General features: G+C 63.0%; 17 protein-coding genes. 15 read left to right on the top strand and 2 right to left on the bottom strand.

All coding sequences use genetic code 11. From position 1 onward, the window contains the following. The 15 genes from V9K84_RS15330 to recX all read left to right on the top strand — a co-directional run bounded on the left by V9K84_RS15330 (nt 1) and on the right by recX (nt 10,090). A complete protein-coding gene (locus V9K84_RS15330) occupies nt 1-438 on the top strand; it encodes a phage tail assembly chaperone (protein ID WP_043864281.1) in 438 nt (145 codons plus the stop codon). A 67-nt stretch (nt 439-505) separates the two neighbouring features. Continuing rightward, nucleotides 506-691 (top strand): Com family DNA-binding transcriptional regulator, encoded by a 186-nt coding sequence (locus V9K84_RS15325; protein ID WP_080922947.1) that lies wholly within the window; start codon nt 506-508, stop codon nt 689-691. A gap of 10 nt (nt 692-701) precedes the next feature. Beyond that, nucleotides 702-1,034 (top strand): hypothetical protein, encoded by a 333-nt coding sequence (locus V9K84_RS15320; RefSeq protein WP_088514470.1) that lies wholly within the window; start codon nt 702-704, stop codon nt 1,032-1,034. Between the two features lie 109 nt (nt 1,035-1,143). After that, entirely contained in the window at nt 1,144-2,310 is a 1,167-nt protein-coding gene (locus tag V9K84_RS15315; protein ID WP_088514471.1) for a phage tail sheath family protein, read from the top strand. 12 nt (nt 2,311-2,322) lie between these two features. Further along, complete coding sequence (locus tag V9K84_RS15310) at nt 2,323-2,832, top strand: phage major tail tube protein (RefSeq protein ID WP_088514472.1); 510 nt, start codon at nt 2,323-2,325, stop codon at nt 2,830-2,832. A 9-nt stretch (nt 2,833-2,841) separates the two neighbouring features. Then, nucleotides 2,842-3,141, top strand: coding sequence for a phage tail assembly protein (locus V9K84_RS15305; RefSeq protein ID WP_043864277.1), 300 nt, complete (start codon nt 2,842-2,844; stop codon nt 3,139-3,141). Between the two features lie 140 nt (nt 3,142-3,281). Beyond that, nucleotides 3,282-4,664 carry a hypothetical protein gene (locus tag V9K84_RS15300; protein ID WP_088514473.1) on the top strand — a complete coding sequence of 461 codons (1,383 nt, stop codon included), beginning with the start codon at nt 3,282-3,284 and terminating at the stop codon, nt 4,662-4,664. Between the two features lie 9 nt (nt 4,665-4,673). Continuing rightward, complete coding sequence (locus V9K84_RS15295; RefSeq protein WP_088514474.1) at nt 4,674-5,519, top strand: phage tail protein; 846 nt, start codon at nt 4,674-4,676, stop codon at nt 5,517-5,519. After that, nucleotides 5,494-5,700 (top strand): tail protein X, encoded by a 207-nt coding sequence (locus V9K84_RS15290; protein ID WP_088514532.1) that lies wholly within the window; start codon nt 5,494-5,496, stop codon nt 5,698-5,700. The genes V9K84_RS15295 and V9K84_RS15290 overlap by 26 nt, the downstream gene beginning before the upstream one ends. Before the next feature lie 64 nt (nt 5,701-5,764). Next, nucleotides 5,765-6,808, top strand: a complete 1,044-nt coding sequence (locus V9K84_RS15285; RefSeq protein ID WP_088514475.1) for a contractile injection system protein, VgrG/Pvc8 family — start codon at nt 5,765-5,767, stop codon at nt 6,806-6,808. Between the two features lie 26 nt (nt 6,809-6,834). Next, the gene (locus V9K84_RS15280) at nt 6,835-7,386 is read left to right on the top strand and encodes a glycoside hydrolase family 19 protein (protein WP_088514476.1); all 552 of its coding nucleotides are present in this window, start codon (nt 6,835-6,837) and stop codon (nt 7,384-7,386) included. Then, complete coding sequence (locus tag V9K84_RS15275) at nt 7,383-7,877, top strand: lysis system i-spanin subunit Rz (protein WP_088514477.1); 495 nt, start codon at nt 7,383-7,385, stop codon at nt 7,875-7,877. Before V9K84_RS15280 ends, V9K84_RS15275 begins: the two co-directional genes overlap by 4 nt. Nucleotides 7,878-7,936: 59 nt before the next feature. Continuing rightward, entirely contained in the window at nt 7,937-8,419 is a 483-nt protein-coding gene (locus V9K84_RS15270) for a nicotinamide-nucleotide amidohydrolase family protein (RefSeq protein ID WP_054914980.1), read from the top strand. Between the two features lie 106 nt (nt 8,420-8,525). Continuing rightward, nucleotides 8,526-9,608: a recombinase RecA gene (recA, locus tag V9K84_RS15265; protein ID WP_043864269.1), complete on the top strand. Its 1,083-nt coding sequence runs from the start codon at nt 8,526-8,528 to the stop codon at nt 9,606-9,608. A gap of 14 nt (nt 9,609-9,622) precedes the next feature. Further along, nucleotides 9,623-10,090, top strand: coding sequence for a recombination regulator RecX (recX, locus tag V9K84_RS15260; protein WP_043864268.1), 468 nt, complete (start codon nt 9,623-9,625; stop codon nt 10,088-10,090). A gap of 53 nt (nt 10,091-10,143) precedes the next feature. On the opposite strand, the gene V9K84_RS15255 is transcribed toward recX, so the two are convergent. After that, a complete protein-coding gene (locus V9K84_RS15255; protein ID WP_088514478.1) occupies nt 10,144-11,262 on the bottom strand; it encodes an LOG family protein in 1,119 nt (372 codons plus the stop codon). Between the two features lie 343 nt (nt 11,263-11,605). After that, entirely contained in the window at nt 11,606-12,025 is a 420-nt protein-coding gene (locus V9K84_RS15250; RefSeq protein WP_043864266.1) for a quorum-sensing-regulated virulence factor family protein, read from the bottom strand. Between the last annotated feature and the right edge of the window lie 38 nt (nt 12,026-12,063).

The following is a 12,063-nucleotide window of genomic DNA, read 5'->3' as shown; positions in this document are numbered from 1 at the left end:
ATGCAGCGCTACTACAGTCTCTCCACCGCTACTACCTATCTGGAGGGCATTCACCTGGAAATGCCACCGGACGCCCGCCCTATCACCGAAGCGCTTTTTCTTGACGTGATCGCCAATCCTGATCCGAGCAAGGTACGCTCCCACGGCCCCGATGGGCTGCCCATTCTGATTGAGCCCCCGCCGGTGGTACTGACTTTGGAACAACATTCGGCCCGCGAGCGCGCAGGCCGTGATTCGCAAATAGGTGCTACGGAATGGTTAGTCACTCGCCATAGAGATGAGCTTGACATGCAGTTGACTACCAGCTTGTCAGCCGAACAGTTCGCCGAGATGCTGCAGTACCGTCAGGCTCTGCGCGACTGGCCCCAGTCGGAGCTGTTCCCAGTTTCTGAGCACCGGCCGGTACCGCCGCTCTGGTTGGAAAGCATGACCCCCTGAAGCCCCGCACTGTCGGGGCTTTTTCATTCTTCAAGACCCTTCAGCAGAAAATCTTAAGGCTTTGCAGATGTTGAAAGATTGCAGATGCGGCAGATGCAAACGACTGCTTGCCCGTATGGGCGAGTTCACCGAACTCCAGATCAAATGTTCCCGCTGCGGAACGTTGAATCATGTGAAGGCCACGAGCCTCGAACCATCGCCTGTGAGCGACATGAACGCGGAATGTTCCGCGACTCAGCATTCGACTCGATAGGTAAAAAATCATGGAACCAGTAAAAGTAGGCAAGCATTTCTTCAACGCTCACCCGACCACGGTGACTCAAGTCTTCAGCCCGGAAGAAAACAAGGAAGGCGTCTATCTGCGCACCGCCACCATTTGCACCGGCGGCGGCATCATCAACCTGTACAGCGGTCCCAAGGCACCTGCTCGTCTGGGTGACATGACGGTGCACGCCATCATGGGCGGAGTAGCCAGTAGCAACAACTGGCAGTACACCCAACCCTACCCACTGCTTATCCCTGCTGGCTACGGGCTGTGGACCGTCTCGAACAACTCTGTCGCCGCGATCTCGCTGACCTGGGACTTCCTCGCCTGATTTTGGCCACCGCACCTGTACCTGCAACGGGCGGTTCGCCCCGATAGTTGCCGATCCAACCTTACAAGGCCCTGCATTGCAGGGCCTTTTTCATACCCGGAGTTTACCCATGAGTGGTTTCTTTCACGGCGTCACCGTCACCAACGTCGACACCGGCGCACGCACCATCGCGTTGCCGTCGTCCTCGATCATCGGCCTGGTGGACACCTTCACCGAAGGCCCGACCGCCAGCGCCAAGTTCAACGACCTGGTGCTGATCACCAGCGAGCGTGAAGCCATCGCCGCCTTCGGCGCCGACGCGGCCATCACCCGTGCCTGCCAGGCCATCTACCAGCGCGCCAAGGCGGTCATCGTCGCCTGCGGCGTGGCCAAGGTGGCCGACGCCGCCGAGCAGACCTCCGCCATCATCGGCAGCGTGCTGGCCGACGGCAAGCGTACCGGCCTGCAAGCGCTGCTCGACGGCAAGAGCCGTTTCAACGCCCAGCCGCGCCTGCTGGTTACTCCAAAGCACAGCGCAACTCAAGCCGTCGCCACCGCCCTGGTGGCCCTGGCCGACAAGCTGCGCGGCCTGGCCATCATCGACGGCCCGGCCACCACCGACGAGGCCGCCCTGGCCTACGCCGAAAACTTCGGTGCCAAGCGCGCCTTCCTGGTCGACCCGGGCGTGCAGTACTGGGACACCACCGCCAGCGCCACCGTCGATGCAGCGGCCTCGGCCTGGGTCGCCGGCCTGTTCGCCTGGACCGACAACGAGTACGGCTTCTGGGCCTCGCCCTCGAACAAGGAGTTCGTCGGCATCACCGGCACCACCCGCCCCATCGAGTTCCTCGATGGCGACGAGACCTGCCGCGCCAACCTGCTCAACAACGCCAACATCACCACCATCATCCGCGATGACGGCTATCGCCTGTGGGGCAACCGCACCCTGAGCAGCGACCCGAAGTGGGCCTTCGTCACCCGCGTGCGCACCATGGACATCGTGATGGACGCGATTCTCTACGGGCACAAATGGGCAGTCGACCGCTCGATCACCGCCACCTACGTCAAGGACGTGACCGAAGGCCTGCAGGCGTTCATGCGCGACCTCAAGGCCCAGGGCGCGATCATCAACTTCGAAGTGTTCGCCGACCCGGAACTCAACAGTGCCAGCCAGCTGGAGCAGGGCAAGGTGTACTGGAACATCCGCTTCACCGACGTACCACCGGCCGAAAACCCCAACTTCCGCGTCGAGGTCACCAACCAGTGGCTGACCGAAGTTCTCGATAACGCAGCTTAAGGAGCACTAGCAATGGCAATGATTCCCGAAACCCTGGCGAACCTGAACCTGTTCGTCGATGGCACCAGCTTCCAGGGCGATGTCACCAGCCTGACCCTGCCCAAGCTCACCCTGAAAATGGAAGAGCACCGGGTGGGCGGCATGGACATGCCCATCGAGATGGACATGGGCATGGAGAAGCAGGAAGCCGGCTTCACCACTACCGGCGTGCGCCGTGAGTCGCTGAAGTTCTTCGGCCTGGCCGATGGCGCTGCGTTCAACGGCACCTTCCGCGGTGCCTTCAAGGGCCTCAAGGGCGCTGTCACCCCGGTGATCGTGACCCTGCGCGGCGCGCTCAAGGAAGTCGACATGGGCGACTGGAAGGCCGGTGACAAGGCCGAGGTCAAGCACACCGTCGCCGTCACCTACTACAAGCTGGAAGTCGGCGGACGCCTGATCTACGAGATCGAACCCATCGGCATGAAGCGCGTGATCGACGGCGTCGACCAGCTCGCGGCACAACGTTCGGCCCTGGGCCTGTAAGGACTTCTCATGACCCAAGCAAAGATCCCCAGCTGGATGAAGCTGAGCGCCGACGGCGTGGTGGTGGCGCTGACCCGGCCCAGCGAAGCCAATGGCATCAAGGTCGACAGCCTGTCGTTGCGCTCGCCTACGGTACGCGACATTCGTGCGGCTCAGTCGGCCGGCAGCGGCGACGACGAGCAGCGTGAGCTGAACCTGTTCGCCTCCCTCGCCGAGGTGGGCATCAAGGACCTGGAGGGCCTCGCGCTCAAGGACTATGGCCGCCTGCAGGCGGGCTATTTTCGCCTGGTGCAAGACGACGAGCTTTGACCCCTCCCTTCAGAAGGTGGCCGCCAGGCGGCTTGCCCGTGAGCTGAATTTTTCTGCCACCGAGATCATGACCATGTCGTTCAACGACATGGTCTGGTGGCTCACGGAGTGAGCCGGTTTTGCACGCACAGGGGGACCGTATGGCAAACGCGTTAGCGTTGAAACTGGTTATCGGCGCCTCGGTCAGTTCGACGATCGGCGCATCATTCAAGCTGCTTGAGGCGCGGATCCGGCAACTCAGGCAATTGAGCAGCGAAGGCAAGGGCGACCTGTACCCGCTCGGGCACGAGACGCTGGGCAACGGAATGCTCGACAGCGCTCCTGGTGACCCGCCAGGCGCGAGAACTCAAGCAAAGACCGGGGGCGCCGTACAGGCTGCTGAAACACAGGGCTCCCGGCACAGGCTGACATTGTTGAAGAGCATCGACGGGCACTTGCAGGTGATCAGTTTCCAGGTCGCCGATGTTGCGCGCCGGCTTTCGCAATCGAAGCCCGCCAGGGTATCCGTAAACATCAGATCGCAAGCGGCACCGCAGGCACCCGCAGGGGCAGCTGCGGCTGCTTCACTGGAGACTGCAGCGCCTGCATCTCTGCCAACCGATGGGACACCTGCGGCGGGTCGGGTATCCGACCCGCTCAGCAGGAGGATGGCGGGGAGCGATGATACCGAGCCCCCGGCAAAGGGGCCGCAGCCCATAGGCATCATCGCTGTTGCCAGTGATTTCAGGGCAGGGCCACGGAAGGCTGGCGTGCTGGGTGGCGACGCTCCCAAAGGCGCAAGGGCGCCGCAACGCGTGTTTGTCGTCAATGCCCAGGACTTTTGCTGCGGCGCGATAACTTCGAGAAGGGGTAGAGGGGGAAGAAAGAACAGCCCCTCCAGGCGCCGACCTTCATCTGCTCCGGTTGGGCGCTGGGAAAGCATCAAAGGTTACCTCGGCAAGGCTGTTCCGGCGATCAAGGCCGCTCGAGCGCCTGCAGCCGTCGAGGCCATCTACAAGTTCGGCAAGACCTTCCTCACTGCAGAAACCACCGAGCAGAAGGCCGAGGGATATGGTGGGGCAGTGGGCGGTTTTGGTGGCGCACTGGCCGGGGCTGCGCTGGGCGCTTTCGTTCCTGTCATCGGTCCTGCGATCGGTTCGCTGATCGGGGGTATTGTGTTCAGCGAGTGGGGCTCCTCGTTAGCCAAGAAGTGGTTTGCAGACGACGATGCTGCCAAGCCTCCTGCTGGCGAACCCACTCACTTGTCCAAGTCGCTGGGCGATGTCGCTCGTTCGATGAATCCCGGCGCTGGCGAGCCGATGACAATTCTGTCGTTGCCGCCTGCGCCACCTTCGATCAGCCCTGCGCCGCAGCCGATTGCCCAACAGATCACCTTCGCCCCGAACATGCCCATCACCGTGCAGGGCAGTGTCACCGACCCGGCCCAGTTGGCGATGAACATCGAGCCGATCATTCGACGTCAGTTCCTCGAACTGACCCGTCAGGCTTCGATGCGGCAACTGGCCGACCCCACATTTGTATAAGGAGCTGCCATGACCTACATGGACCAGTTGCATTCGGCCCTGCGGGCGCTGATCGCAGCGGGGGAGGCGGGCCGGCGCAGTGCCGACGAGATGCTGGAGCCCATGACCGGCGCCATCAGCGATATCGCCGAAGCCGCTGCGGCGCTCGAGGACATCCCCTACGTCGGGCCGCTGATCGGCGCCAGGCTGCAACGCACGATGCGCGCCATCAACCGGGCGCAGCGGGGCGTCGACAAGGTGCTGGGCCGTTACAGCCGCGCCGTGGCCAAGGTTGCGCTGGTGCAGGAGCGCATCGTCATCTTCGAGCAGAAGGCGGCCAAGGCTGCCGCAGCCATCAACAAGGTGGCGGGTCGCATCAGCCCATCGCTGGGCACGTCGCTGCCCACCGGCAGTTTCGCGCCGTCGGTCACGCCGGCAGCCGAGGTGGTCAAGCCGTTCCCGCACCTGCTCATTCTGCAGTCGTTGCAGGCGCAGGCGCAGCCTTACTACTTCAACCTCGACACCGCGACCTTCGATGAACTGCGTCGCCAGAGCGGCTTTCGCTGGGCGGGCCAGGAGCGCCTGAGCCGCCACCCGGCGCAGCAGGCGGTGGGGCTGGGCGAAGAGCGCATCACCCTCAAGGGCACGATCTTTCCCGGTGCCAAAAGCGGGCTCGGCCAGTTGCAGGCGCTGCGCAGCATCGGTCGGCAATTGCAACCACTGAGCCTGACCACCGGCTACGGCGAGGTACTGGGCAACTGGTGCCTGACCAGCATCGAGGAGGACCAGAGCAGCCTGGTGGCTGGCGGCATTCCTCGCAAACAAGGCTTTTCATTGGAGTTCGTGAGCTATGGCGATGATCTGCAGAACCTCTGACGGCGATCTGCTCGACACCCTCTGCCAGCACTACTACGGGCACCTCAACGGCAGCGTCGAAGCGGTACTCGATGCCAACCAGGGCCTGGCCGACCAGGCGCAGCCGTTTTGTGCCGGGGTGCTCATCAGGCTGCCCGCGTTGACGCCCGCCCGCCAGGCCCTGGTGCAGTTGTGGGACTGAGCTGGCGCGCCCCCCCTGCCTGCCAGCGCTGCGTGCGCGGGCAGGCCCTTCTGGAGCAGCAACCATGCAACCTGTGTTTCGCATCGTGGCCGATGGCAAGGACATCACCGCGCTGATCAATGATCGCCTGCTGTCGCTGCGTACCACCGACAAGCCGGGCATGGACTCGGACGAGTTCGAACTGCGTATCGACGATCGCGACGGCGAGGTGGCATTGCCGGCACGCGGTGCCTTCATCGAGGTGCATCTGGGCTACGCCGGCCAGGCATTGACCCGCCTGGGGCGCTACGCCGTGGATGAGGTGGAGCTGTCCGGGCCGCCCGACAGCATCGTGATCCGAGGCAAGGCCAGCGACATGCGCGGCAGCGGCAAGACCACCCGCAGCGGCAGCTGGGAGAACGTCACCCTGCAGCAGATCGTGCGCGACATCGCCGCGCGCAATGGCTGGCAGCCAGCGTGCCCGGTGACGCTGCGCATACCGCGCATCGACCAGTTCAACGAGTCGGACTTCAACTTCATCACCCGTCTGGGGCGCCTGTTCGACTGCACCGCCAAGGTAGCGAACGGCGCGCTGCTGGTGATGCCGCGCCAGGCCGGCAAGAGCGCCAGCGGCAAGGCCCTTGGCAACGTCAGGATCAGCCGTGGCGATGTGCGCAGCTGGCAGTTTCGCATGACCGACAAAGGCACCCACAAGGCCGTGCAAACCCGTCATCTGGACAGCAAGAGCGGCCAGCAGAGCGTGGTCGACCTGCCCAACGACGACGCGCCCGACGGCCTGTCGCCTGTGCACACCGACCGCCACCTGTACCCCAACCGTAGCGCTGCCGAGCAGGCCGCCAAGGCCCGCCTGGCGGCGCTCAACCGCAGCACCGCCAACCTGCGCCTGGAAATGCCGGGCCGCACCGACCTGTTCGTCGAACGCACCCTCGATGCTCAGGGCTTCAAGCCCGGCCTCGATGGCGAGTACCTGATCGAGTCGATCGAGCAGGTGTTCAGCGCGTCCGGGTGGAGCACCACGGTCGAGTGCAATGGCGGCAAGCAAGGCAAGGCCAGGGCCAAGGGCGGGCAGGGTAATGCCGGTCGTTCGCTCAAGGCCGGACAGGTCTGAACCCCTATGCATTTTGGAGAATGATGATGGTCATCACTCAGCAGAACTTGATGCAGATTCTTCCCAGTGCCGGCGCCAATGCCGGCATTTTTGTACCCGCCCTGAACACTGCCATGGCCGGTTGGGAAATCGACAACCCCCGACGCATTGCCGCCTTCCTCGCGCAGATCGGCCACGAGTCGGGCCACCTGCGTTACGTGAAGGAGCTGGGCAGCGATCGCTACCTGTCCCGTTACGACACCGGCGCCCTGGCCCTGCGCCTGGGCAACACGCCGGAGGCGGACGGCGACGGTCAGCGGTACTGCGGCAGGGGGCTGATCCAGGTTACAGGGCGCAACAACTACCGCGCCTGCAGCATGGCGCTGTTTGGCGACGAGCGTCTGCTGGAGTTGCCGCAGTTGCTCGAGCAACCGCGTTGGGCCGCCGAGTCGGCTGCCTGGTTCTGGCACTCGCGCGGGCTTAACGCGCTGGCCGACCGCGGTGAGTTCAACCGCATCACGCGGCATATCAACGGTGGCCTCAATGGCCTGGAGGATCGCCTCAAACTCTGGGCCCGCGCCCGCGAGGTGCTGTGTTGAACCGCTTGCACGCTGGCGTGCTGCTGAGCCTGGCGCTGCTGGCCTGCGCATTGACCTGGCAGGTCCAGGGCTGGCGCCTGGGCCGCCAGCTGGCGCAGCAGCAACAGGCCTGGGCATTCGAACGCCAGCAACTGGCCGAGCGTGCTGCCACCGAGCTGCAGGGCGAACGCCAGCAACGCCATGTGCTGGAGCGCCAGCTGGACTTGAACGACAATACCCATTATCAGGAGCTTCTCGATGCACAACAGGCTCAGGCACGCTTGCGTGATCGGCTGGCTACTGCTGATCTGCGGTTGTCGGTCCTTCTCGACCGCGACGCCACTCCCGACCTGCCTGCCGCCCCCGGCGCCGGCGGCCTGGATCATGGCGCCCCACGCGCCCGACTTGACCCGGCGCATGCTCGACGAATTATCGCCATCACCGATGCCGGTGACGCCGGACTGATCGCCCTGCGCGCCTGCCAGGGTTACATACGCGCGCTCACACCTTGAGTGTTCAGCCACGCCGATAGCTGGTGTAGGGTAGGCGCCAGACCTTCAAGGAGCCTGCCATGGACCCGATCACCGCACTTTCTGCCCGGCTGGGGGAACACCTGCGCCGTTACAATGCCCAAGTCACCACGGCCGAGTCCTGCACCGGCGGCGGTATCGCCGAGGCCATCACGCGTATTCCTGGCAGTTCGGCCTGGTTCGAAGCGGGCTACGTGACCTACTCCAACGCCCAGAAGACTCGCCAGCTGGGGGTAGACCAGGCACTGTTCCCGCAGGTCGGTGCGGTCAGCCAGGAAGTGGTCGAGGCCATGGTGCGCGGCGCCCAGGCTGCCAGCGGGGCACGCTTTGCCGTGGCGGTCAGCGGCGTGGCAGGGCCCGATGGCGGCTCGCCGGCCAAACCGGTGGGCACTGTATGGCTGGCCTGGGGCGACGGTGCGCATGTGGCCAGCGAGCGCCGGCACTTCGATGGCGACCGCGATGCGGTGCGCCGACAAACGGTAATCGCCGCCCTAGAGGGCTTGTTACAGCTTGGCGCAGAGTAAATCGCAAATCGGGGGTAGGCGGAAAGAAAACCCTGTGGAATAATACTGGCTACTTATACAGGTGTTGTGGCCGTCAGGCCCTATCGATGATTACGTGAGGACTTCAATGGACGACAACAAGAAGCGTGCCTTGGCTGCGGCCCTGGGTCAGATCGAACGTCAATTCGGTAAAGGCGCGGTCATGCGCATGGGCGATCACGATCGCCAGGCGATTCCGGCAATCTCGACCGGCTCGCTGGGTCTGGACATTGCTCTGGGCATCGGCGGCCTGCCAAAGGGTCGTATCGTCGAAATCTACGGTCCTGAGTCGTCGGGTAAGACCACGCTGACCCTGTCGGTGATCGCCCAGGCACAAAAAGCCGGCGCCACCTGCGCATTCGTCGACGCCGAACACGCCCTCGACCCCGAGTACGCCGGCAAGCTGGGCGTCAATGTCGACGACCTGCTGGTCTCGCAGCCGGACACCGGTGAGCAGGCCCTGGAAATCACCGACATGCTGGTGCGCTCCAACGCTGTCGACGTGATCATCGTCGACTCCGTGGCAGCCCTGGTACCCAAGGCCGAGATCGAAGGCGAAATGGGCGACATGCACGTGGGCCTGCAGGCTCGCCTGATGTCCCAGGCACTGCGCAAGATCACCGGCAACATCAAGAACGCCAACTGCCTGGTGATCTTCATCAACCAGATCCGCATGAAAATCGGCGTGATGTTCGGCAGCCCGGAAACCACCACCGGTGGTAACGCGCTGAAGTTCTACGCTTCGGTACGTCTGGACATCCGCCGTACCGGCGCGGTGAAGGAAGGCGACGAAGTGGTCGGCAGCGAAACCCGGGTCAAAATCGTCAAGAACAAGGTGGCCCCGCCGTTCCGCCAGGCCGAGTTCCAGATTCTGTACGGCAAGGGCATCTACCGCAACGGCGAGATCATCGACCTGGGCGTGCTGCACGGTTTCCTCGAAAAAGCCGGTGCCTGGTACAGCTACCAAGGCAGCAAGATCGGTCAGGGTAAAGCCAACTCCGCCAAGTTCCTGGCAGAGAACCCGGAAATCGCCGCGACCCTCGAGAAGCAGATCCGCGACAAGCTGCTGACCGGTGGTGTTGAAGCTGCAGCTGCTGCGGCTGCTGGTAAAACGGCTGCTGCAGAACCTGAAGATGATCTGGTCGACGCTGACGCCGACGCCAACTTCTGATTTGCAGATAAACCATGTCCGTCGTACTCGATACCCCCGTCGCCGTAAGGCGGACAGCTATGGACCTGCTCGCGCGACGCGAGCATGGTCGTGTCGAGTTGACGCGCAAGTTGCGTCAGCGCGGCGCTGAGCTCGAATTGATCGACCAGGAACTCGACCGTCTGACGGAAGAGGGCCTGCTCAGCGAAGCGCGCTATCTCGAAAGTTTCATCAGTTACCGCTCCCGTTCGGGCTATGGCCCTGCGCGTATCCGTGAAGAGCTCAGTCAGCGCGGTTTGCAGCGTAGTGATATCGAACAGGCCTTGCGTGAATGCGGCATCGACTGGCAAAGCCTGCTGATTGATGTATGGCAACGCAAGTTTTCCGGGCAACTGCCCTCCGATCCGCGCAGTCGCGCACAGCAAACCCGTTTTCTGGTCTACCGTGGTTTTTCCATGGAGATGGTCGGTCGTGTGCTGAGTGGTCGCAGCCTGGACGATTGAGCGATGGCCGACCCCGAAAAGGGGTAGGCCAGGCATGTTCACGGTGTGGCTGTTCAGGTGACCTTGAGGGGTTCACGTGTCCGTTGCGGGGCTTCATTGTGCTGAGGCTTTGCCCAGTTTTCCGAGCGGTTGATGAAGTCCACCAGCTCGCGCAGGCGGCCCTGATCGCGTCCATTGAAGGCAAAAGCCAGGCGTGACAAGTGGCTGAACTGTGCCTCGTCATGCTCCTCGCCTGCATAGGCGTGCTGATGGAAGTCGCCACTCAGGCGCAGGTCGGCGAAGGACTGCTGGATGTCGAGCAGGGCCGCTTCGCTGAGCGGGTGGTGTGTGCGAATCACGAACTGGTTCTTCAGCCAGCGGCTGGAGTGGTAGTTGCTGTAGAACTGGTTGATTTCCGCTACCGCATCGTCGGCGTTGTTCACCAGGCGCACCAGCTTCAGATCGTTCGGCAGGATGTAGCGATTGCCTTCGAGCTGGCGGGTAATGAAGTCCAGTGCATCCTGCCAGAAGGTCCCCCCCGGTGAGTCGAGCAGTACCACCGGCACCAGCGGACTCTTGCCGGTCTGGATCAGGGTCAGCACTTCCAGGGCCTCGTCCAGGGTGCCGAAACCGCCCGGGCACAGTACCAGCGCGTCAGCTTCCTTGACGAAGAACAGCTTGCGAATGAAAAAGAAGTGGAACGGCAGCAACTTGTCCGTTCCATCCACCGTGGCATTGGCGTGCTGCTCGAAGGGCAGGGTGATGTTGAAGCCCAGGCAGTTGTCGACGCCTGCGCCTTCGTGAGCCGCAGCCATGATGCCGCCCCCGGCCCCGGTGATCACCATCAGGTCCGAGCGCGCCAGGGTCGCACCCAGCTCGCGGGCCAGGGCATACATGGGGTGTTCGACCGGGGTGCGTGCCGAGCCGAACACGGTGACCTTGCGTCGCCCCTTGTACTGGTGCAGCACACGGAAGGCGTGGTCGAGTTCACGCAGTGCCTGCAGGGTGATCTTGGCGCTCCAGCGGTCGCTGTCATCGTGCGCCATGCGCAACACGGTCAGCATCATGTCCCGGTACAGTGGCAGGTTGGGGCTGTTGGGGGCGACCAGGTTGAGCTGTTGTTCGAGGTGGGTCAGGTCGATTGCATTGTTCTTGAAATGGTTGGCTAGCAATTCGTTGGTCTGGTACGGCATTCAACTTCTCCTTTTGCAGCAAAACCTTCGGCCTGGCCGCACATCGGTCAGGCCCCTCTGCTTGTCCGCAAAGTGAAAGGTCCTGGCTATAAATCTAGACCTTGTCGCAGGGTTATGCCGGTGTCGATCGTGGGCTCGCGAGGACGCGGCAGGCAATGGGCTGTACATGATGTTCAGGTGGGAGCCGGGCGGACAAGCCGGGCCCAAACTGCAGTACAGGCCAACAACCGGGGCCTGAAGTGACAAGGCCTGTAGTGACCGTGCGTAGAGTACGCGTCACATTCAGGCCTTGATCGCTGAGCTGCGCGCCGATGGCGAGCAGCGGCGCAACAGAGAACGCTGGTTACTTCTTCTTCTGCCCGGAAACGCAACTGGCCTTGTTGAACGACTGGTCGATCACCGGGCGGTTGGTCTTGTACTCGGTGAAACGGTAGGTCAGCACGGCACCGCGGTCCATCAACTGGCGAAAGCCGGTGTTACGGCACACGCTGTCTCCCAGTTGGCCGCGCATGACTTCCGGGTTTTGCTGCATTTTTTGTGCATGGCCGGCGCGAACGCTGAGGTGGTTGATCAACTGGTTGCCTTCGACAGTGTAGCCCTGATCGAGAATGTCTTCGTTGATTGCCCGAGGGGTACCCACGCTGCTTTCCTTGGCGACTTCTTGAAGCTTCTGGTTCAGGGCGTACTCTTGCTTGGAGACGGCATGCGCGCCCAACGGCAGGGCAAGCAACAGGCTCAAGGATGGGGCAATGAAACGCAGCATGAATCTCTCCTGGTTCGATAACTGGCGATTTGACCGGT

This window comes from Pseudomonas sp. AE27 (assembly GCF_037113495.1).
Taxonomy (GTDB): domain Bacteria; phylum Pseudomonadota; class Gammaproteobacteria; order Pseudomonadales; family Pseudomonadaceae; genus Aquipseudomonas; species Aquipseudomonas palmensis.
The sequence above is the reverse complement of the archived record's forward strand: the minus strand, read 5'-3'. Positions and strand labels throughout refer to the sequence as shown.